Raw genomic sequence first — 20,656 nt, 5'->3', positions numbered from 1 at the left:
GGGTCGGTGCTGTGACGGGAGCGGAGAGCGGCACCGGTGGTACCGGGCACCTGCCGCGGCGGGGTGCACTGGCCGTGCTGCTCGCCGCCACGTTCATGGGGATCCTCGACGTACTGATCGTCAATGTGGCGGCCCCCTCCATCCAGCGCGATCTGCGGGCGGGGTTCTCCGACATCCAGCTCGTGATCAGCGGTTACGTGCTGGCCTACGCCGTCGGCCTGACCACGGGTGGGAGGCTGGGCGGCGCGTACGGACACAAGCGGGTTTTCGTGGCCGGGCTGCTGGCGTTCGCGGTGATGTCGACGGCGTGTGCGGCGGCGCCCGGCGTCGACGTGCTCATCGTCCTGCGCATCGGGCAGGGGCTGGCCGCGGCCCTGATGCTCCCGCAGGTGCTGGCGCTGATCGAGACCGTCTTCCCGCCGGAGGAACGCCCCCGCGCCCTGGCGCGGTACGGCGCGACGCTGGGGCTGGGAGCGATCGCCGGGCAGCTTCTGGGCGGGCTGCTGATCGACCTCGACGTCCTCGGACTGGGCTGGCGCTCCGTCTTCCTGGTCAACGTGCCGGTCGGCCTGGCCGCCGCGGCGTGCGCCGCCGTCCTCCTGCCGCCCTCACGGCCGGGACCGCGCCACCGCCCCGACCTCGCCGGGCTGCTGCTGACGGCGATCGCCATGACGCTGCTCATCTACCCGCTCGTCCGGGGTGGTGCGGGCGGCTGGCCCCCGTGGATCTGGCCGTCGTTCGCCGGCTCGGTGCTGGCGCTGGCCGCGCTGTGGCGGGTGGAGCAGCGGTGCGCCCGGTCCGGCGGTGCGCCGCTCGTGCGGCCCGCCCTCGCGCGCGAGCGCGGGTTCGGGCTGGGCCTGGCCGTCGTCGTCGCCTTCTACAGCGGCAACTACGGGCTGTTCCTGCTGCTCGCCTACGTCTTCCAGGACGGCATGCACCTGTCTCCGCTCGGTTCGGGAACGGCCTTCCTGCCGCTCGGCGTCGGGTTCGCCGCCGCCTCCATGGCGGGCCGGAGGCTGGTCGCCCGGTACGGCAGGAACGTCCTGGTCGCGGGCGCCGCGGTCATGGCGGCCGGCTATCTCGTCCTCATCGTCACCCTGCTGCCGGGCCCCGTGCCGACCGCGCCGCTCGCGGCCCTCGCCATGGCCCCGGCGCTGCTGCTCGCCGGCGCGGGCGGAGGGCTCGTGGCGGCTCCCCTGGTCGGCAGCATCCTCGCCACCGTTCCCGCCGAGGAGGCCGGCGCGGGCTCCGCCGTGCTGCTCACCGTCAACCAGGCGGCCATCTCCCTGGGCGTGGCCGTCTTCGGCACGCTCTTCGTCGCCCTGCTCGGCACCGACCCGCAGGACGCCGCGGCATCCGTGTCCGTCACCGACTTCACGGACGCGCTGATCGGCTGCTCGTGGTTCCTGATGGTCCTCGCGGTGGTCACCGGTCTGCTGATCCGGTGTCTGCCGCCACGGGCGCGGTAGCCCCGGCAGCCCCGGCTCCCTCCTGCCCCCGAAGGGGCCACCCCCTACCGGGGTATCACTCCGGCTTGGCTCTCCAGGGGGACGGCGCGGCTGTGCCGGACACCTAGGCTGGTGGTCATGACCTCAGTGGAGGAGGAGCGCCCGCGCGCGCTGCTCGCGGGGGCTTCGCGGCGGTGGGTGCGGATGCTGCCGTGGGCCGTGGCGTTCGTGCTGTGTGTCGCGCTGCTGCCCACGACCATCGTGGTCCTCACCGCCGACTACGGGCTGAACGGCGGCCTCGCGAGCGGCCTGGCCGTCGCCCAGGCCGCCCCGCTGCTGCTCGCCGTCGTACGGCCGCTGCACGCCTGGTACGTGGTCTTCGCCGCGGACGTGGCCGGGGCGCTGGCCCTGCTCACCGTCGACTTCGAGGAGCGGCTCCTGTGGCCGTTCCCGCCGATGGAGCTCGTCGGGTACGTCGGCCTCTGCCTCGCCCTCGGCCTGCGCGAGCGGCGCCGGACCCTGGTGCTGGTGTGGCTGGTGACGGCGGCGGCCAACGTCGGCCTGGAGTTCGCCCCGTCCCACGGCGCCGGCGCCAAGGGCCTGCTGCTCACCATCCTCGGGGGCGTCGCGCTCCTGCTGGGCGGTGTGCTGCGCGAGCGGTACGAGGTGCAGCGCAGGCTGGTCGAGCAGGAGACGATCAGCGAGGCCGAGCGGGGCCGGCGGACGCTGCTGGAGGAACGCGCCCGCATCGCGCGCGAGCTGCACGACGTGGTGGCGCACCACATGTCCGTCATCACGGTGCAGGCGGACACCGCCGAGTACCGGCTCGCGGCGCTGCCGCCGGACGTGCGGCAGGAGTTCACGTCCATCGCGGCGACCGCGCGGGAGTCGCTCGGCGAGATGCGACGCCTCCTCGGAGTGCTGCGCAACGAGGAGGCGCACGGCGAACTCGTGCCCCAGCCGGGCCTCGCGCAGATCGGGCAGCTGGCGGAGGCGACGGCGAGGACGGGCGCGCCGGTGGACTTCACCCCCTGCGACACCTCCGGCGGCGTGGAGGTGCCCGAGGCGGTGGGGCTCTCGGCGTACCGGATCGTCCAGGAGGCCCTCGCGAACGTCGTACGGCACGCGCCGGGGGCCCGGACGCAGGTGTCGCTGTCGGTGTCGGGCCCCGCGGACGGCGGGGACGACGGGGGCGGCGGGGACGACGGGGGCGGCGGGGACGACGGGGGCGGGGCCCGGCTCACCGTCCTCGTCGTCAACGAGCCGCCGCCCGAGCCGCCCGCCGGGCCGCTCGAAGTGGGCGGCACCGGGCACGGCCTGGTCGGCATGCGCGAGCGGGTACGGCTCGTCGGCGGCACCCTCGACGTGGGGTCGCTGCCGGACGGCGGCTTCCGCGTCGCCGCCCAACTTCCCCTGACGGAAAGGGACCTCACGTGACGACGCGCGTCATCATCGTCGACGACCAGGCCATGGTGCGGGCCGGTTTCGCCGCACTGCTGGCCGCCCAGAGCGACATCGACGTGGTGGGCGAGGCCCCCGACGGCGCGCAGGGCGTCGAGCTGAGCCGGCGTACGCATCCGGACGTCGTCCTCATGGACGTGCGGATGCCCGAGATGGACGGGCTGGAGGCCGCGCGCCGGGTGCTCTCGCCGCCGCCGGGGGTGACTCACCGGCCGCGGGTGCTGATGCTCACCACGTTCGACGTCGACGACTACGTCTACGAGGCGCTGCGCGCGGGCGCGAGCGGCTTCCTGCTGAAGGACGCGCCGCCCGCCGACCTCATCGCCGCCGTACGGGTCGTGGCCTCGGGCGACGCGCTGCTCGCCCCGTCCGTGACGCGCCGCCTCATCGCGGACTTCGCCAAGCAGCGGCCCGTGGCGCGGGGCAAGCCCGCCCTGCGGCTCAAGGGGCTGACGGAGCGCGAGACCGAGGTCCTCACCCTGGTCGCCCGCGGCCGGTCGAACACGGAGATCGCCCGGACCCTGGTGCTGGCCGAGCAGACGGTCAAGACCCACGTCAGCCGCGTCCTCACCAAGCTCGACCTGCGCGACCGCGCCCAGGCGGTGGTCTTCGCGTACGAGTCGGGGCTCGTGGCCCCGGGGGAGTAGCCCGGCCCGGCCACCACCTCCACGCCCATCACCGGCCCTACCCGGCCTGGCCCCCCTACCGGGGTATCACTCCGACTTTGGCTCCCGGGTATGACGCCCGGCGACCGGCCGCCCCCGCACTCTTCACCTCGTCACCGACACGCACGAACGCACGGACGAGGGAGACGGCACCATGAGGCTACGCAAGGGCAAGCGCGGGCAGGCGGACGACCGGGCCGGGGCGGACCACCGCCCCGAGGTTCCGGCCGCCACGCCCGGGCTCGCCGTCGAACTGCGCGGGGTGCGACGGCAGTACGGCCGCGGCGCGGGCGCCGTGCACGCCCTCGCGGGCATCGACCTCGCCCTCCCGCGCGGCACCTTCACCGCGGTCATGGGACCGTCCGGGTCGGGCAAGTCCACCTTCCTCCAGTGCGCCGCCGGGCTCGACCGGCCGTCGGCGGGATCGGTGCGGCTCGGCGGTACGGAGATCACCGGCATGAGCGAGAACGAGCTCACCGAGCTGCGCCGCAGCCGCCTCGGCTTCGTCTTCCAGGCGTTCAACCTGCTGCCCTCGCTGACCGTGGAGCAGAACGTCCTGCTGCCCATGCGCCTGGCCGGGCAGCGCCAGGACCGGGGCCGGGCGGCGACGGTGCTCGCGCAGGTCGGGCTCGCCGACAAGGCGCGGCGCCGGCCCGGCGAGCTGTCCGGCGGGCAGCAGCAGCGGGTGGCCGTCGCCCGGGCCCTGGTCACCGCCCCCGACGTGATCTTCGCCGACGAGCCCACCGGCGCCCTCGACACCGGCACCGCCGCCGAGGTCCTCGGGCTGCTCCGGCACGCCGTGGACACCCTCGGCGCCACCGTCGTCATGGTCACCCACGACCCGGCCGCCGCCGCCTGGGCCGACCGCGTGCTGTTCCTCGCAGACGGCGCCTTCGCCGACCACCTGGAGCGGGGCTCGGCGGAGCGGATCGCGGCGCGGATGACCGCGCTCACCGGCCGGGCCCGGGCGATGGCCGGGGCGGGCGCCGGTGCCGGGGCGGGGGTGGCGGCATGAGCCTCAAGCCCAACGGTCTCGCCCGCGCGGCCGTGCGTTTCAAGCCCGCCTCGTTCGTGGGCACGTTCGTCGCGCTGATGATGTCGGCGCTGGTCGTCGCGGCCTGCGGTGTGCTCCTGGAGACGAGCATCCGCGCCTCGGTGCCGGCCGAGCGGTACGCGAACGCGCCGGTCGTCGCGGCGGCCGACCAGTCCGCGCGCGTCGTCGCCGACACCGTCGACGGCCCCGAGGAGACCGCGTACCCGCTGCCCGACACCGCCCGCGTGGACACGGGGCTCGCGGCGAAGGCCGCCCAGGTGCCGGGCGCGGCCACGGCCGTACCGGACTTCACCTTCCCGGTGCGCGGCGGCGGCGCCCCGTCGGGCGCGCTCACCGGTCACGGCTGGGGCTCGCACGCCTTCACCGGCACCGAACTGACCCGGGGGACCGCACCGCGCGCGGGTGAGGTCGTGCTCGGCGCGGACGCGGCCCGTACCGCCGAGGCGGGCGTGGGTGACACCGTCGTGCTGGAGACGGCCGACGGCCGCGCCGCATTCCGGGTGTCCGGTCTGGCCGAGGCCGGTGCCGGTGACCTCGCGAGGGAAGGGGCCGGCGGCGCGGCCACGGCCTGGTTCGCCGACGCCGAGGCGTCCGTGCTGGCCGGGCACCCCGGCAAGGCCGACGCCATCGCCGTCATGGCGAAGGACGGGGTCGGCACGGACGCCCTCGCCGCCGCCGTCGGGAAGGCCCTCACCGGCTCCGGCGCGCAGACGCTCACCGGGGACGGCCGCGGCGAGGTCGAGGACCACGGGCTGGCGTACGCCAAGGAGACGCTCTTCGCGGTCGGCGGCTCCTTCGGCGGCATCGCCACGCTGGTCGCGGTCTTCACCGCGGCCGGCACGGTCGCCCTCTCCGTCGGCCAGCGCACCCGCGAGTTCGCGCTGCTGCGCGCCGTCGGTGCCACCCCCCGGCAGATCCGGCGGGCGGTCGCCGCCGAGGCGCTCCTGGTCGCCCCGCTCGCCGGGCTGCTCGGCTGCCTGCCGGGCATCGGGCTCGCGCACTGGTGGTTCGGGCAGATGCAGGACCGCGGGGCGGTTCCCGAGGCGGTCGACCTGCACGTCTCGGGGTTCCCGCTGCTGGCCGCCGTCGGTGTCGGGCTGCTCACGGCGCTGGGTGCCGGATGGGCGGCCGGGCGCAGGCCCGCGAGGATCAAGCCGGGCCAGGCGCTCGCCGAGGCCTCGGTGGAGCGGCTGCGGCCGGGTGTCGTCCGTACCGTCCTGGGTGTCGCCGCGGTGGGCGGCGGCTCGGTGCTGGCCGGGGTGGCGGCCTCCGCCGCCGGTTCCGACGCGGCCAACGCCTCCCTCGGCGTGGTCATGCTCTTCATGCTGGCCGTCGCCCTGCTCGGCCCGCTCCTGGCCAGGGCGTGCGCGGCCCTCTTCGGCCTGCTGCTGCGCGGCGGCGGTGCCTCCGCGTCGCTGGCCGCCGCCAACTCCCGTACCAACGCCCGCCGGCTGGCCTCCGCGATCACCCCGATCGTGCTGGCCATGGCCTTCGCCTCGACGCTCGTCTTCATGCACACCAGCGAGAGCCACGTCGCCTCGGAGCAGCTCCGCGACGGCATCACGGCGGACCACGTCGTCACGAACCCGGCGGGCCTGCCCGCCGACGCCGCCGACCGGGCGGCCCGCGTGCCCGGCGTCGACGCGGCCGTGAGCCTGCTGGACACGCAGGTGCTGGTGCCCGTCCGGGGCGGCGGCGAGACGTCGTTGCAGGGGACGGCGACCCAGGGCCTCTCGGGTTCCGGGGCGCAGCTCGCGAAGGTGCAGGACCTGGACGTGCGCGAGGGCGGCCTGGACCGGGTGGGACCGGGCCGTATCGCCATCGACCGGACCCTCGCCACCGCCACGGACACCGGCCTCGGCGACAGGCTGTCGCTGTACCTCCCCGACGGCACGAAGGCCGCACCGGAGGTCGTCGCCGTCTACGGCCGTGGCATCGGCCTGCCGGCGGTGACGATGGACCGCGCCTCCCTGGACGGGCACGTCACCTCCGCCTTCGCCGACACGCTGCTGGTCAGCGGCGGTGACGCCGGGCCGCTCGCCCCGTTCGGCGAGGTCACCGACGCCTCCGGCTACGCCCTCGCGCAGAACGTGGACCGCGAGTTCGGCGCCTGGGCCAACTACATGATGGCCGCCGTCCTGGGCGGCTTCGCCGCCGTCGCCGCGGTCAACACCCTGGTGATGACGGTCCTGGACCGCCGCCGCGAACTGCACACGCTCCGCCTGGTGGGCTCCACGCGGCGCCAGGTGCTGCGCATGCTGGGCTGGGAGAGCCTGCTGGTGTCGGCGGCGGGCGTGGCCCTGGGCACCGCCATCGCCATGATCACGCTGACCCCGATGATGCGCGGCCTGACCGGCGAGTTCCCGCACGTGCCCCCGCTGCTGTACGCCGCCTTCGCCGCGACGGCGGCGGCCCTCGCCCTCGCCGCCGCGACCCTCCCGGCCCGTACGGCACTGCGCGACCGGGGGGCGTGAGACCCCGTCGGCCCGGCCCGGCGCCAGGTGCCGTGAGCCGGGCCGGGCCGGGCCGGGGCCGGGTCAGCCCGTGCGCAGGCCCTCCGCCGGAGGGGTGCGCAGGGCGTGGCGGGTGGGGAGTTCGGTCGTGAGGTACGACGTCAGCACCACCGTCGCCGCCACCGCCGGGAGGAGCCAGGCGGGGCCCGCCGGCCACGGGTGGCCGAGGAAGCCCTGGCCGAGCAGGGCCAGCGGCACGGCGGACAGCAGGAGCCCGCAGACCAGGGCCGAGGCGGCGACGACGGCGGCCTCGCGGCGCATCATCATGCGGATCTGCCGCGGCGTCGTACCGACCAGGCGCAGCGCGGCGATCTCGGTGCGGCGCTGGGCGGTGGCGGCGACCAGCTTGTTGGCGATGCTCAGCAGCAGGTAGCCGAGGAGCACCACGACCAGCGCCAGGTTGATCCACACCTCGGGCGGCGTGTCCGCGCCGGTGGTGTCCGGGGCGGTGCTCGCGAGGGCGAGGCCGGGACGGCCGGCGGCCAGCGCGGCGAGCTCCCGCCCCGCCTCCTGCGTGCCGTCGGTGCGGACCAGGACCCGTTGGTCGAGGCCGGTCGTGGTGTGCCCGGCGGCCAGGTCGTGGGAGAGGACGACCGGGCCGAAGCCGAGCCCCCGGTCGTAGACGGCGACGACCCGGGCCTCGACGCGTGCCCCGTCGCCGAGCACCAGGCGCACCCGCTTGCCCAGCCCGGCGTCGCGCGCGCGGGCGGCCTCACCGCTCACGGCGACCGTCGCCCCGGTCAGCCGGTCCAGGCCGCCGTCCGTCACACCGAGGTCCACGACGCCCCGGGCGTCCGGCGCCAGGATCATCGCCGGGGCCGACTCGGCCGTGGGTTCGCCCAGCTCGTCGTACTCCCACACCACCGTGGTCGTCCCGGCCGGCGCCGCGGCCCGTACGCCGGGCACGTCCCGTACGGCGGCCAGGGTGCCGTCGGGCAGCCCGCCCAGCGCCGGGGCGGTCAGCTCGTACTGGGCGAGCGTGCCGGTGCGGGTGTCGTCGGAGGTGGCGGCCAGCACCGTGGTCTGGGTGAGGGTGTAGGTCAGGACGAAGACGACGCCCATGGCCAGCGGGCTGACCACCCCCGACAGGCGCAGGGCGTAGGCCCGTACGTTGGACAGCGCCAGCCACGTCGGCGCGGCGACCCCGGGGCGCAGTCGCCGTACGGCGGCCTCGCCCGCGCTCCTGACCAGCGCCGGGCCGGCCAGCGCCAGGCCGATCGCGGCGAGGATGCCCGCCATGGAGGTGACCGACGCCCCGAGGACCGTCCGGGACAGCAGCGGCACCACCGACAGCGCGGCTGCCCCGAGGATCAGCAGCAGCCCGGCCAGGGTCCGCCCCCGCGACGGGGTGCGCGGCTCGCTGCGCGACTCGGCGACCGCCTCGGTGGCCGGCATCCGCGAGGTGCGCCAGGCCGCGCACCGGGCGGAGAGCCGTACGGCCGCCACCATCAGGAGCAGCGTGGCGAGCGCGGGCAAGGGGCTGACGGTCAGGGGCAGTTCGGAGGGGAGCACGTCCCGGTCGGTCAGCAGCTCCCGGAAGCTGCCCGCGAGCAGGTAGCCGGCCGCGATACCCGGGACCAGGGCGAGGGCCGCGACGACCGTCGACTGCGCGGCGGCCAGGCGGCGGATCTGCTTCGGCGTCGCGCCGACGGCCCGCATCAGCGCCAGGTCGCGGCGCTGTCCGGCGATCGTCACGCCCAGCGCGCCCGCGACGACGAACCCGGTGATCAGCAGCACGATTCCGCCCAGTGAACCGGCGAGCAGGATCAGCAGCGAGCGCGCCGACCCCACGCCGGGTGACACCGCCGCGCCCCGGTCCGCGCCGGTGCTCACCTCGAGCCCCGTGCCCGCCACCGCGTCCCGCACGGCGGCGGCGACCCGCTCCCCGGCACCGTCGTCGGCCCGCAGCCCGATCAGGTCCACCGTCCCGGCACGCGGGCCCCCGCTGCCCGCGTCCCGTGCGGCCAGCCCGGCGGCCGTCCCGTCGGCGAAGTAGACGCCCGCGCCGGGGGCGTGCACCAGCGCGGAGACCCGGTAGGCCGCCGGGGCGCGCCCGTTGGCCACCACCTCCACCCGCTGGCCGACCGCCAGACCCGTACCTGCGTCCACGGCGATCTCGTGGGCGCCGGACGGCGCCCGGCCCTCCACCCGCGGGTCCGCCAGGAGCGCCGTCGAGGACCAGCCGTGCCCCGCCGTCCTCGGGTCCTCCGCGACCGGCGTGATCCCGCCGCGGGCGTCGGCCAGTGCGGCCGGGAAGCCGATGTCGCCGACGGCGGCGGTGACGCCGGGCAGGGCGGCCAGCCGGTCGACGAGCCGGGCCGGGACCGTCGCCCGCTCGGGCAGCGCGAGGGGCAGGTCCCCGCTCGGGCGGAACTCCTGGTCGGCGGCGACCACGACGTCCGCACCGCCTAGCCGTCCGGGCGGCAGCTGCGAACGCAGCCCGGACTCGGCGAGCACGCCGGTGGCGGTGATCAGGGCCGCGCCGCCCAGGACCGCGCACGCCACGGCGATCAGCGCGGTGATCCGGTGCGCAGCCATGCGCAGGGCCAGGTGCAGCATGTCTAGCGCTCCCCCAACGTCACGAGACGGTCGGCCAGTTGCGGGGCCGACGGCCGTTCCAGGGCCTCGACCACCCGGCCGTCGGCCATCACCAGCACGCGGTGGGCGCGGGCCGCGGCGGCCGGGTCGTGGGTGACCATGACCACCGTCTGACCGAGGTCGTCGACGAGCGCGCGCAGCAGGTCGAGCACCTGGTGGGCGCTGCGCAGGTCCAGTGCGCCGGTCGGCTCGTCCGCGAAGACGACGGCGGGCTTCGCCGCCAGCGCCCGTACGACGGCGGCCCGTTGCTGCTGGCCGCCGGAGAGTTCGGCCGGGCGGTGGGCCAGCCGGTCGGCCAGCCCCACCCGCTCGGTCAGCGTGCGCAGCCAGTCCCGGTCCGGACGCCGGCCGGCCAGGCGCAGCGGCAGCGTGATGTTGTCCTCGACGCTGAGCGAGGGGATCAGGTTGTACGCCTGGAACACGAACCCGACGCGTTCGCGGCGCAGTTCGGTGCGGCGGGTCTCGTTCAGGCCGGAGATCTCGTGCCCGTCGATGCGGATACTGCCCGCCGTGGGGGAGTCCAGCCCGGCCGCGCAGTGCATCAGGGTGCTCTTGCCGGAGCCCGAGGGTCCCATCATCGCGAGGAACGTGCCGTGCTCGACGGTCAGCGACACGTCGTCGAGGGCGCGGACACCTCCCGGGTAGGTCTTGGCGACGCGGTCCAGCGCGATGGCGGGCGCCCGGCGCGCGGTGACGGCCGGGGGGAAGGCCGCGGTGCTCATCGCCGCCCCCGCAGGGCGCGCACGACGAGGGCACCGACGGCGAGCACGGTGACCACACCGCTGGCCAGGTGGAGCGCGACGGCGGCACCGGTGAAGGAGAGGACCATGTTGGCGGCCGCGCTGAGCACGACGACGGTCCACAGCAGCATCCGCAGGACGTCCCCGCGGGGGACGGCGTCCGGACCGCCGCCGGGGGCGGAACCGGCCTGCGGCGGGCCCAGCCGGTAGGGATCCCGGCGGTCCCGGCCGTCCTGCTGGTCCTGGTGGTACCGGTGGTCCTGGTGCGTCATGGCTGCGGCCTCCGTCGCGTCGCTCTCGGTCGTCTCCGACGCTATGGAGCGAGGCCCCCCGCGGCCGATCCCGTGGGCCGCCCGGTCCGGGGTACAGCAGGCTGTACTCTCCGGCTCCGCACCCGTCGCCGGCCCGTCCGGCGGCATAGGGTCGGGCACGCCGAGCCCGCCCGGGCCGGGCGTACGGGCGCGGAGGGAGGCAGGCGGATGACGGTGCCGGTCACGTCCGTGCGGGAGACCGCCGTACGGACCCTGCGCGCGGCCGGGGCGGCGACGGGGCAGCTCGTCGGCGGGCTCGGTACGGCCGTCCTGGGCCTCGGCGTGCTGCTGCTGTCCGCCGTGGCCGCCGTGACCGCGCCGGCCGGCGTGGGGCTGCTGCTCGCGCCGCCCGTACTGCGTTCCCTGCACGCGCTGGCCCGCCGGGAACGCGAACGCCTCGCCCGCCGGGGCATCGACATCGTGCCGCCCGACCCGCCGCCCGACCGGCTCCGGGCCGCCCTGGCCGACCCCACCACCCGGCGGGAGCTGGGCTGGCTGGTGCGGCACAGCACCCTGGGCTTCCTGCTGGGCCTGCTCGGGGCGCTGCTGCCGCTCTGCGCCGTCCGGGACACCAGTTTCCCGCTGTGGTGGTGGCTCGTGCCCGAGACGACGACCACGTCCGTCGGCATCGGCACCGCGCACACCTGGCCGGACGCGCTCGCGGCGGTGCTGCTGGGCGTGGGCTGGACCGCGATCCTCCTCGGCCTGGGCCCGGGCATGGCGCGGCTCCAGGCCGCCCCGGCGAGGCGGCTGCTCGCGGCGGGCCCGGACACCGACCTGTCGCTGCGGGTGGCGGAACTGACCGCGACCCGGGCCGCGGCACTGGACGCGCACGCGACCGAGCTGCGCCGTATCGAACGCTCCCTGCACGACGGCGCCCAGAACCGGCTCGTGTCGGTCACCGTGCTGCTGGGCGCCGCGCGGCGGATGGCGGGGCGGGACCCGGCCGGTGCGGACGAGCTGCTGGAGCGGGCCCAGTCGGCGGCGGAGCAGGCGCTGGCGGAGCTGCGTGCGGTGGCGCGGGGGATCCTGCCGCCGGTGCTGGCCGACCGCGGCCTCGCGGGCGCGCTGTCGGGCCTCGCGGCGGACTGCGGGGTGCCGTGCGCGGTCGAGACGGACGTGCCGGAGCGGTGCGCGGCCTCCGTCGAGGCGACGGCGTACTTCGTGGTCGCCGAGGCGCTCACCAACATCGCCCGGCACAGCGGCGCCGCACGGGCCTCGGTCACGGTCCGGGCCCGGGGCGGCCGGCTGCGCCTGCTGGTCGAGGACGACGGCAGGGGCGGCGCCGACGAGGACGGCGGCTCCGGCCTGAACGGCATCCGCCGCCGCGTGGCGGCCCTGGACGGCACCCTCCGCCTGGCCAGCCCGCCCGGCGGCCCGACCGTCCTGGAGGTGGACCTGCCCTGCGGGGGCTGACCTGCGGGCCGTTCACACCGTCCGTGCGCTCACCAGCCCGTCGCCAGCAGGTGGTTGAGGAGGAGCGCCAGAAGCGCCTGTGCGGTCAGCCAGCCGCGCGGACGGGTGAGGAACGCGCAGGCAGGCAGGAGCCACAGCGCGAAGGGCAGCCAGATGCGTTCCGTCTCCGCCTTGCTCATCCCGGACAGGTCGGCGACCAGCAGGGCGAGCAGCCCGGCGGCCACGAGGAACGCCAGCCGGACCTCCGCCGCCCGCACCTCCGCCGCCCGCGAGTCCTCGGCCCGCACGTCCGGTGTCCCCGCGCTCCCGGCCCGCCCGCCGCCCGCGCGCCGCCGGAGCAGCACGCCCCCGGTACGCCGCAGCCCCGCCACCGTCGCCAGGCCCGTGATGAGCACCGTGCAGGCGAGGTTGGCCCACACCCAGTAGCCGTAGGGGCGGACACCGGCCGCGCCCTCGTAGTACCGCGTGACCAGCAGGCGGTACGCCTCCCACCAGTCGAAGCCCATCGCCGTGAAGGCCGCCGGCACCACCGCCGCCCCCAGCAGCAGCGGCACGAACAGCACCGGCCGCGCCCGCACCCCGCGCCGGCCGAGCAGCAGCACCGCCGCCGCGGGCACCGCGAACAGCGTCAGACCGTACGAGAGGTAGCAGGTCAGCCCGAACAGCAGGCCCGAGCCCGCCGCCCACCACAGCGAGCGCCCGGTGACCGCGAGGGCCAGCAGCGCCAGCGCCCACGCGGCGACCGCCGCGAAGTAGCCGTCGGCGGACACGCCCATCCACACCGCGGCCGGGGCGAGGACCAGGAAGGGCGCCGCCCGCCGGGCGAGCCGCTCGCCGGTCAGCACCCGCACCGTCACCAGCACGGCGACCCCGGCGCTCGCGCCCACCGTGATGGTCCACGCCCCGGCCCAGCCCCCGCCGCCGAGCCCGATCCGGTCGAGCAGCACGTAGGTGAGGGTGGACGCCGGGGGGTGACCGGCGACGTGCGCGGGCCAGTTGTCGGGGGAGTGGAGCAGGATGTGCCCGGTGAAGCCGCGCAGCGTCGCGGGGACGTCCTGCCAGCGGTCGACGACCGAGAGGTACTCCTGATGCGTGGTGAGCCGGCCCGCGACGCCCCGCCGCCAGCCGTCGACCAGGGCCAGCGACCAGGTCCAGGCCAGCGTCGCGCCCCACACCGCGGGGAGCAGCGCCCGCCACGGCAGCCGGGCGGCGACGGAGGGGCCGTACGCCGCGACCGCCGCCGCGACCACGACGGCGGCCGGGGTGCCGGGGCCCAGGTGCGGGTCCCAGCGGCCCAGCAGGGGCGGCCAGCCGACGATCAGATCGTCGTAGGTGTACACGTACCGGCCGACCAGGACGGCGGCCGTCACGAGCAGCACGGCGGGCACTACGGCGTACAGGTCGCGGGGGACGGGGCGCGGGTGGGTGTCGGTCACCCCGGCACCGTAGGACGGGAGATCACGCGGCGGGCGGTGCGCACGGCGGACGTCAGCGTTTCGTCATGGGTCGCGGACCGTCCGGAGGGTGTGTCCCGGCCTACGGTCGGGACATGCGCGACCTCGCCCCACGGCTTCCCTCCTCCCCGGGCTTCTGGCGCAGCCCGCTGCGCGGACCCTGGTTCACGTCGGTGCTCGGCCTCGTCCTGCTCGTCGGCATCACCGTGCTGTTCGTGACCGGGCTGCTCTCCTACGCCGCCTACAACCCGGATCTGGCGCCGGTCAACGACAAGACCCCGGACAAGGGGGTCCTCGGCTTCTACCTCTTCGCGTGGCCCACCGACCCGCCCTGGCTGTACCGCCTCACGCAGGGCGTCCACGTCACCCTCGGGCTGGTGCTGATCCCGGTGCTGCTGGCCAAGCTCTGGTCGGTGGTGCCGAGGCTGTTCACGCTGCCGCCGGCCCGCTCGGTCGCCCACGCGCTGGAGCGGATCTCGCTGCTGCTGCTGGTCGGGGGCGCGCTGTTCGAGTTCGTCACCGGGGTGCTCAACATCCAGCTCGACTACCTGTTCCCCGGCTCCTTCTACCCGCTGCACTTCTACGGCGCGTGGGTCTTCTTCGCCGCGTTCGCCGCGCACGCCGCGCTGAAGACGCCGATCGCGCTGCGCAACCTCCGGGCGATGCGTGAGCTGCGCAACCTCCGGGCGATGCGTGAGGAGCGCGACGACCTGGTCTCCCCGCGCCCGGCCGCGCCCACCGTCTCGCGGCGCGGGGCGCTGTGGTTCGTCGGGGGCGGCTCACTCCTGATGTTCGCCACGAACGCGGGGCGCAGCTTCGACGGGCCGCTGCGGGCCACCGCCGTGCTCTCCCCGCACGGCGGACCCGAGCCGGGCAGCGGTCCGAACGGGTTCCAGATCAACAAGACCGCCGCCCACGTGGGCATCGACCCGGCCGAGACCCGGGACGACACCTGGCGGCTCGTCGTCACGGGGCGCTCGGGGACCGTCCGGCTCGGCCGGGCCGAACTGCTCGCCATGGAGCAGCACAGCGTGGCCCTGCCCATCGCCTGCGTCGAGGGCTGGTCGACGTCCGACCAGTGGTGGCGCGGCGTGCGGCTGCGGGACCTCGCCGCCCGGGTGGGCCACGAGGACGACCCGCCGGACGTGTTCGTCGAGTCCCTCCAGCGGCGCGGCGCCTTCCGGAGCGGGGCCCTGCGCTCCAACCAGGTGGCCGACCCGCGCTCCCTGCTCGCCCTGTACGTCAACGGCGAGGCGCTGAGCGCCGACCACGGCTACCCGGCGCGGATCATCGTGCCGGCCGCGCCCGGCGTGCTGAACACCAAGTGGGTGGCCCGGATGACGTTCGGAGACCTGGGATGAAGCGCGTGGGCCATCGGCGGTCGTTGCCGCGACGGGTGATCGGCAGCCCGTTCCACATCCTGCTGCTCGGCTGCTCCTTCGCCCTGGCGGGGTACGCCGGGGTGCGGCTGCTCGCCGGCGACCGGCTCGGTGTGGCGCTGTGGTTCGTGGGGTCGGCGCTGCTGCACGACCTGGTGCTGCTGCCGCTGTACGCGACGGCCGACCGGGCCCTCGTGCGCGGGCTCGGGGCGGCGCGCCACCGCGAGTGGGTGCCGTACCTCCGTGTCCCGGCGGCCTTCTCCGGGCTGCTCCTGCTGGTGTGGTTCCCGCTGATCGGCGGGCGGGTGGACGCCGGTTACGCGGGGGTCACCGGGCTGTCGGCGGACGGCTTCCTCGCCCGCTGGCTGCTGACCACGGCGGTGCTGTTCGGCGGCTCGGCGCTGCTGCTGGCGCTGCGGCTGCTGCGCAGCGCGACGAAGCGGCGCTCCCCCGACGTCCACTGACCGGCGCCGTGCCAGCCGGCGGCGCCCGCGCGGCGCAGCAGGGCACGGGTGCCGATCCGCGCCCAGGGGAAGGAACCGCCGGCCGCGTGGCCGTCGGTGGCGTCGACGACCTGCACGTGGGCGCGTTCGTCGACCTCGACCGGGGCCGTCTCGGCGATCAGCAGGCCGCCGGGTGAGAGCAGGGCGGCGACGCGGGTGAGCAGGGCGTGCGGGTCGCCGCCGATGCCGACGTTGCCGTCCATGAGGAGGACGGTGTCCCAGCGTCCCTCGCCGGGCAGCGGCTCGAACACGGAGCGCCGCAGGGACTGGCCGCCGAGCCGTACGGTGCGCGTCACGGCGGCCTCGCTGACGTCGATGCCGAGGACGGTCCGGCCCCGGGAGGCGAGTTCCGCGACCAGCCGTCCCGGCCCGCAGCCCACGTCGAGCACGGCGCCCTCGCACCGGTCGAGCACCTCCAGGTCGACCGTGTCGGCCCGTGCGCACCAGCGCTCCACGTCCAGCGGCAGGAGCCATCCGTCGGTGCGGCGCAGGAACAGCGGCCCGTGCCCCGAGCGCAGGGCGGCGGCGTAGGGGTCGGAGCCCTCCCAGGCCGGGGCGGCGGTGGGGGCCGGCCGGCCGGGGGCGAGGTGCGCGGCCTCCTTCACCGGCTCGCCCGCCGGTCCGCGGCCGGTGCGCGGGCCGCCAGCCGGGCGGCGAACCGGCCGTCCGGGGCCAGGGCGGCCACGGCGCGGGCGTCGGCGGCGGTGTCGACGTCGCGCAGGGCGGGCAGGTCCCGTACCCGCAGCCCCGCCGCCAGAAGCCGCTCGCGCTGCACGGCCCCCGTCACCGGCGTCGACATGGGCACGCCCCGCAGGAGGGCGGGTTCGGGCCGGGCCAGGCCCAGGGCCCAGAAGCCGCCGTCCTCGGCCGGGCCGACGTACGCGTCGCAGTCGCGGAAGTCCACGTCGAGCAGGTCCGGCGTCACCTGCGGAGTGTCCATGCCGATCAGCAGGGCCGGGCCCGCGCACCCGGCGAACGCGTCCGCGAGCCGCTCGTCGAGGCCGCCCGCGCACTGCGGGACGACGTCGAAGCCGGGCGGCAGCCACGGGCCGGGGGCGCCGTCGAGCACCAGGACCCGGCGCCGCGCGGGCGTCGCGGCCACGGCCGCCAGGGTGTCGGCGAGGGCCGCCTCGGCCAGCGCGGCGGCCTCCACGGGGGTGAAGGGCGGGGTGAGCCGGGTCTTGACCCGGCCCGGACACGGCTCCTTGGCGATGACGAGGAGGGTGGTCGTGGCGGTCACCGGACGCCGCTCCCCTCGCCGTGCCCCGCGCGGACGGCGGGCGCCTCGGCCAGGACGCGGCGCATGTCCCGCACCGCGTGCCAGGTGCCGCGCCAGGTTCCCGTCACCTTCGAGGCGCCGGTACGGGGCAGGTACGGGACGTCGTGCTCGGCGACCCGCCAGCCCGCGTCGGCGGCCCGCACCACCATCTGGAGCGGGTAGCCGCTGCGCCGGTCGGTGAGCCCGAGGGCGAGCAGCCCCTCGCGGCGGGCGGCGCGCAGCGGGCCCAGGTCGTGCAGGCGCAGCCCGGTGCGGCGGCGCAGCATCCGGGCGAGGGCCAGGTTGCCCGCGCGGGCGTGCACCGGCCACGCGCCCCCGGCCTGCGGTCGCCGGCGGCCGAGCACCAGGTCGGAGGTGCCGGCGCGGACTTCGTCCACGAACGGCGTGAGCAGGGACGGGTCGAGGGAGGCGTCGCAGTCGCAGAAGCAGACGACGTCGGCGGTGGCGGCGGTCAGTCCGGCGTGGCAGGCGGCGCCGAAACCGCGGCGCGGCTCGGTCACGACCGTGGCGCCGAGGGAACGGGCGAGGTCCGCCGAGCCGTCGGTGGAGCCGTTGTCGACGACGAGCGCACGCCAGCCGGCCGGGACGCGGGCCAGGACCCAGGGGAGGGCCCCGGCCTCGTTCAGGCAGGGGAGTACGACGTCGACGTCCGGAGGGGGCGAGGTGGTCACGGCCCTCACCCTACGAACCGGAACCGGACGAATCGGGCTTTCACTCCTTACGAAACACGGACGTCCCGGGCCCGGACCGGCCGGGGAGGGACGCCGCCGAGGGCGCGGTGCGAGGGTGGGACCATGCACCAGCAGCCCTACGACCCCGCTGCCGAGCCCCCCGCCGCCCCCGCCCGGATCCTCGTCGTGGACGACGACCCCACCGTCGCGGAGGTCGTGGCCGGATACCTCGACCGGGCCGGTTACCGCGTCGACCGGGCCGGTGACGGTCCGGCCGCGCTCGCCCGGGCGGACGCGCACCGTCCCGACCTGGTGGTGCTCGACCTCATGCTGCCCGGCATGGACGGCCTCGAGGTGTGCCGTCGGCTGCGCGAACGGGGGCCCGTGCCGGTGGTCATGCTGACCGCCCGCGGCGACGAGGACGACCGGATCCTCGGCCTGGAGGTCGGCGCCGACGACTACGTGACCAAGCCGTTCAGCCCGCGTGAGCTGGTGCTGCGGGTGGAGTCCGTGCTGCGCCGCACCCGGCCCGCCCCGGCGCCGCGCCCGCCGTCCGCGGCCGGTCTCACCGTCGACCCGGCCGCCCGCCGGGCCACCAAGCACGGCACCGAACTCGCCCTGACGTTGCGCGAGTTCGACCTCCTCGCCTTCTTCCTGCGGCACCCGGGGCGGGCGTTCTCCCGGGAGGAGCTGATGCGCGAGGTGTGGGGCTGGGACTTCGGCGACCTGTCCACGGTGACCGTCCACGTCCGGCGGCTGCGCGGCAAGGTCGAGGACGATCCGGCCCGGCCCCGGCTGATCCGGACGGTGTGGGGCGTGGGCTACCGCTTCGACGCCACCGGCAGGGAGGCGGACTGACGTGCACGCCACCCTCCTCATCGCCCTGTACGCCTTCGCCGGCGCCGCCGCCACCGGCCTGGTGGGCGCGGCCGTGCTGCGGCTGATCCGGCGGCGGTCGCTGACCGCGTCCCTCGCCGTGGTGGCGGCGGTCGCCGTCCTCGCGATGCTCGCGGGCACGCTGGCCGTCGCGTGGGCGATGTTCCTGTCCCCGCACGACCTGTCCGTCGTCACGACCGTCGTGGCGATGGCGGCGGTCGTCTCCCTGGCCACCGCGCTGCTGCTGGGCCGCTGGGTCGTCGCCCGCAGCCGCGAACTGACCGTCGCGGCACGGTCGTTCGGCGACGACGGCGGCTACGCGGCCCCCGCCGTCCCGGCGACCGCCGAACTGGACGCGCTCAGCCGCGAACTGGCGGCCACCAGCGCCCGGCTCGCCGCGTCCCGGGAGCGGGAGCGCGCCCTGGAGACCTCCCGGCGCGAGCTGGTCGCCTGGATCTCGCACGACCTGCGTACCCCGCTGGCCGGTCTGCGCGCCATGTCCGAGGCGCTGGAGGACGGCGTCGCCGCCGACCCCGACCGCTACCTGCGGCAGATCCGCGCCGAGGTGGAACGCCTCAACGACATGGTGGGCGACCTCTTCGAACTCTCCCGCATCCACGCCGGCACCCTCGCCCTCGCCCCGGCCCGCATCTCGCTGTACGACCTGGTGGGCGACGCCCTCGCGGGCGCGGACCCGCTGGCGCGCGAGCAGGGCGTACGGCTGGTCGGGGACGCGGTGGCGGCCGTGCCGGTCGAGGTGGACGGCAGGGAGATGAGCCGGGTCCTGGGCAACCTGCTGGTCAACGCGATCCGCCGCACCCCCGCCGACGGCACCGTCGCGGTCGCCGCCGAACGCTCGGCCGACGGCGTGGTGCTCTCCGTGACCGACGGCTGCGGCGGCATCCCCGAGGAGGACCTGCCCCGGGTCTTCGACACCGGCTGGCGCGGCACCCACGCCCGTACGCCCCCGGCCGGTGCGGGTCTCGGCCTCGCCATCGTCCGGGGCATCGTCGAGGCCCACCGGGGCCGCGCCACGGTCCGCAACATCCCCGGCGGCTGCCGCTTCGAGGTGACTCTGCCCCTGGCGGAGGCCTGACCGGTGCCGGGACGGACGAGGCGGGGCCGGGTCACTCCCCCCGCAGGCCCGCCCGGGCGAACTCCCGCATGCCCTCCGCGAACCCCGTCCGTGGCCGCCAGCCCAGTTCGGTCCGCAGACGGGCGGAGTCGGCGGTGATGTGGCGGACGTCGCCGAGGCGGTACTCGCCGGTGACGACGGGCTCGGGTCCGCCGTGGGCGGCGGCCAGGGCGACGGCCATCCCGCCCACCGTGTGCGGCTCACCGCTGCCCGTGTTGTAGGCGCTGAGGGCACCCTCCGGCGGCCCGGCGGCCTCCAGCGCGGCGACGTTCGCGGCGGCCACGTCCCGCACGTGCACGAAGTCCCGGCGCTGGCGGCCGTCCTCGAAGACGCGCGGCGCCTCACCGCGGGCCAGCGCGGAGCGGAAGAAGGAGGCGACCCCGGCGTACGGGGTGTCGCGGGGCATCCGGGGGCCGTACACGTTGTGGTAGCGCAGCGACACCGCCGTCGCGCCGGTCGTCCGGGCCCAGGCGGCGGCCAGGTGCTCCTGGGCCAGCTTGGTCGTGGCGTACACGTTGCGCGGGTCGGCCGGGGCGTCCTCGCCGACCAGTCCCGGTGACAGCTCCGCGCCGCACCGCGGGCACGCGGGTTCGAACCGGCCCGCGTCCAGGTCGGCGACGGCACGCGGTCCCGGCCGCACCGTGCCGTGCCGGGCGCAGACGTACCGGCCCTCCCCGTACACGACCATCGACCCGGCGAGCACCAGCCGCCGCACGCCCGCACCGGCCGCCGCGGCGAGCAGGACGGCGGTGCCGAGGTCGTTGTGGGAGACGTACTCCGCCGCGTCGGCGAAGCCGTTGCCGAGACCGACCATCGCCGCCTGGTGGCACACGGCGTCCACGCCGTCCAGCGCCCGGGCCACCGCCGCCGGGTCGCGCACGTCGGCGCCGGGGTCCTCGCGGACGTCGTAGCCGACGGGCTCGTGACCGTGCTCCCGCAGGGCCTCCACCACGTGGGAGCCGATGAAACCGGCGCTGCCGGTGACCAGTACGCGCATGCGCCCCACGCTAGGCCCGCGGGGGCGCCGGACCGGGCGCCCCGCCCGGCCCGTCACGGATCGGTAAGAGCCGGGGGACGACCCCGTGCGTGCTCCGCGACCCGAGCCGAGGCGCCGCCCCCGCCGCCGCCGCGCCTTTGCCAACGCTTTACAACC

The 20,656-nt window shown here is 76.5% G+C and carries 17 protein-coding genes; 9 read left to right on the top strand and 8 right to left on the bottom strand.

The genetic code is table 11. From position 1 onward, the window contains the following. Positions 1–11 precede the first annotated feature (11 nt). The 5 genes from OHA99_RS18120 (at position 12) to OHA99_RS18100 (ending at position 7,102) form a co-directional block, all read left to right on the top strand. Entirely contained in the window at positions 12–1,469 is a 1,458-nt protein-coding gene (locus tag OHA99_RS18120) for an MFS transporter (protein ID WP_405696752.1), read from the top strand. Positions 1,470–1,586: 117 nt separating this feature from the next. Continuing rightward, on the top strand, positions 1,587–2,885 hold the full coding sequence (locus OHA99_RS18115) for a sensor histidine kinase (protein ID WP_405696750.1): 1,299 nt from the start codon (positions 1,587–1,589) through the stop codon (positions 2,883–2,885). Continuing rightward, positions 2,882–3,556 carry a response regulator transcription factor gene (locus tag OHA99_RS18110; protein WP_153178828.1) on the top strand — a complete coding sequence of 225 codons (675 nt, stop codon included), beginning with the start codon at positions 2,882–2,884 and terminating at the stop codon, positions 3,554–3,556. Before OHA99_RS18115 ends, OHA99_RS18110 begins: the two co-directional genes overlap by 4 nt. Positions 3,557–3,728: 172 nt before the next feature. Continuing rightward, positions 3,729–4,589 (top strand): ABC transporter ATP-binding protein, encoded by an 861-nt coding sequence (locus tag OHA99_RS18105; protein WP_164383953.1) that lies wholly within the window; start codon positions 3,729–3,731, stop codon positions 4,587–4,589. Next, entirely contained in the window at positions 4,586–7,102 is a 2,517-nt protein-coding gene (locus OHA99_RS18100; RefSeq protein WP_153178826.1) for an FtsX-like permease family protein, read from the top strand. Before OHA99_RS18105 ends, OHA99_RS18100 begins: the two co-directional genes overlap by 4 nt. 63 nt (positions 7,103–7,165) lie before the next feature. Here the strand turns inward: OHA99_RS18100 and OHA99_RS18095 are convergent, their stop codons facing one another. Genes OHA99_RS18095 through OHA99_RS18085 form a run of 3 tightly spaced genes read right to left on the bottom strand, consistent with a single transcriptional unit; the run spans position 7,166 to position 10,751 of the window. After that, positions 7,166–9,700 carry an FtsX-like permease family protein gene (locus OHA99_RS18095; RefSeq protein ID WP_405696748.1) on the bottom strand — a complete coding sequence of 845 codons (2,535 nt, stop codon included), beginning with the start codon at positions 9,698–9,700 and terminating at the stop codon, positions 7,166–7,168. Positions 9,701–9,702: 2 nt separating this feature from the next. Next, positions 9,703–10,461: an ABC transporter ATP-binding protein gene (locus OHA99_RS18090; RefSeq protein WP_405696746.1), complete on the bottom strand. Its 759-nt coding sequence runs from the start codon at positions 10,459–10,461 to the stop codon at positions 9,703–9,705. Continuing rightward, positions 10,458–10,751, bottom strand: coding sequence for a hypothetical protein (locus tag OHA99_RS18085; protein ID WP_153178823.1), 294 nt, complete (start codon positions 10,749–10,751; stop codon positions 10,458–10,460). The genes OHA99_RS18090 and OHA99_RS18085 overlap by 4 nt, the downstream gene beginning before the upstream one ends. A 207-nt stretch (positions 10,752–10,958) precedes the next feature. Here OHA99_RS18085 and OHA99_RS18080 point away from each other — a divergent pair, with 207 nt between their 5' ends. Continuing rightward, positions 10,959–12,206, top strand: coding sequence for a sensor domain-containing protein (locus tag OHA99_RS18080; RefSeq protein WP_366472350.1), 1,248 nt, complete (start codon positions 10,959–10,961; stop codon positions 12,204–12,206). Positions 12,207–12,235: 29 nt separating this feature from the next. Here the strand turns inward: OHA99_RS18080 and OHA99_RS18075 are convergent, their stop codons facing one another. Then, on the bottom strand, positions 12,236–13,642 hold the full coding sequence (locus OHA99_RS18075; RefSeq protein WP_405696744.1) for a hypothetical protein: 1,407 nt from the start codon (positions 13,640–13,642) through the stop codon (positions 12,236–12,238). A gap of 113 nt (positions 13,643–13,755) precedes the next feature. Between OHA99_RS18075 and OHA99_RS18070 the strand changes: the two genes are divergently transcribed. Then, positions 13,756–15,021 (top strand): molybdopterin-dependent oxidoreductase, encoded by a 1,266-nt coding sequence (locus tag OHA99_RS18070; RefSeq protein WP_405696742.1) that lies wholly within the window; start codon positions 13,756–13,758, stop codon positions 15,019–15,021. A 334-nt stretch (positions 15,022–15,355) separates the two neighbouring features. Here OHA99_RS18070 and OHA99_RS18065 read toward each other — a convergent pair whose 3' ends face one another. From OHA99_RS18065 to OHA99_RS18055, 3 genes are read right to left on the bottom strand one after another with little or no spacing between them, the layout of a single operon-like run. Next, positions 15,356–16,147 (bottom strand): class I SAM-dependent methyltransferase, encoded by a 792-nt coding sequence (locus OHA99_RS18065; protein WP_405696740.1) that lies wholly within the window; start codon positions 16,145–16,147, stop codon positions 15,356–15,358. Continuing rightward, entirely contained in the window at positions 16,144–16,782 is a 639-nt protein-coding gene (locus OHA99_RS18060; RefSeq protein ID WP_405696737.1) for a DUF2064 domain-containing protein, read from the bottom strand. Before OHA99_RS18060 ends, OHA99_RS18065 begins: the two co-directional genes overlap by 4 nt. Next, a complete protein-coding gene (locus tag OHA99_RS18055; RefSeq protein ID WP_345962814.1) occupies positions 16,779–17,501 on the bottom strand; it encodes a glycosyltransferase family 2 protein in 723 nt (240 codons plus the stop codon). Before OHA99_RS18055 ends, OHA99_RS18060 begins: the two co-directional genes overlap by 4 nt. 114 nt (positions 17,502–17,615) lie before the next feature. Here OHA99_RS18055 and OHA99_RS18050 point away from each other — a divergent pair, with 114 nt between their 5' ends. Both OHA99_RS18050 and OHA99_RS18045 read left to right on the top strand, forming a co-directional pair. Next, positions 17,616–18,350: a response regulator transcription factor gene (locus OHA99_RS18050; protein WP_165685354.1), complete on the top strand. Its 735-nt coding sequence runs from the start codon at positions 17,616–17,618 to the stop codon at positions 18,348–18,350. Between the two features lies 1 nt (position 18,351). After that, positions 18,352–19,464: a sensor histidine kinase KdpD gene (locus OHA99_RS18045; RefSeq protein WP_153178816.1), complete on the top strand. Its 1,113-nt coding sequence runs from the start codon at positions 18,352–18,354 to the stop codon at positions 19,462–19,464. Between the two features lie 31 nt (positions 19,465–19,495). Here the strand turns inward: OHA99_RS18045 and OHA99_RS18040 are convergent, their stop codons facing one another. Next, complete coding sequence (locus tag OHA99_RS18040; protein ID WP_153178815.1) at positions 19,496–20,500, bottom strand: NAD(P)-dependent oxidoreductase; 1,005 nt, start codon at positions 20,498–20,500, stop codon at positions 19,496–19,498. Positions 20,501–20,656 lie beyond the last annotated feature (156 nt).

The organism is Streptomyces coelicoflavus, from assembly GCF_045041415.1.
GTDB classification, from domain to species: domain Bacteria; phylum Actinomycetota; class Actinomycetes; order Streptomycetales; family Streptomycetaceae; genus Streptomyces; species Streptomyces coelicoflavus.
This window is presented reverse-complemented; position numbering and strand designations above follow the sequence as displayed.

Bases quoted from the DNA above. Each gene is read 5' to 3' on its own strand.
- OHA99_RS18095 (WP_405696748.1), bottom strand. From the start codon at position 9,700: ATGCTGCACCTGGCCCTGCGCATGGCTGCGCACCGGATCACCGCGCTG.
- OHA99_RS18105 (WP_164383953.1), top strand. From the start codon at position 3,729: ATGAGGCTACGCAAGGGCAAGCGCGGGCAGGCGGACGACCGGGCCGGG.
- OHA99_RS18080 (WP_366472350.1), top strand. From the start codon at position 10,959: ATGACGGTGCCGGTCACGTCCGTGCGGGAGACCGCCGTACGGACCCTG.
- OHA99_RS18070 (WP_405696742.1), top strand. From the start codon at position 13,756: ATGCGCGACCTCGCCCCACGGCTTCCCTCCTCCCCGGGCTTCTGGCGC.
- OHA99_RS18050 (WP_165685354.1), top strand. From the start codon at position 17,616: ATGCACCAGCAGCCCTACGACCCCGCTGCCGAGCCCCCCGCCGCCCCC.
- OHA99_RS18040 (WP_153178815.1), bottom strand. From the start codon at position 20,500: ATGCGCGTACTGGTCACCGGCAGCGCCGGTTTCATCGGCTCCCACGTG.
- OHA99_RS18085 (WP_153178823.1), bottom strand. From the start codon at position 10,751: ATGACGCACCAGGACCACCGGTACCACCAGGACCAGCAGGACGGCCGG.
- OHA99_RS18115 (WP_405696750.1), top strand. From the start codon at position 1,587: ATGACCTCAGTGGAGGAGGAGCGCCCGCGCGCGCTGCTCGCGGGGGCT.
- OHA99_RS18090 (WP_405696746.1), bottom strand. From the start codon at position 10,461: ATGAGCACCGCGGCCTTCCCCCCGGCCGTCACCGCGCGCCGGGCGCCC.
- OHA99_RS18100 (WP_153178826.1), top strand. From the start codon at position 4,586: ATGAGCCTCAAGCCCAACGGTCTCGCCCGCGCGGCCGTGCGTTTCAAG.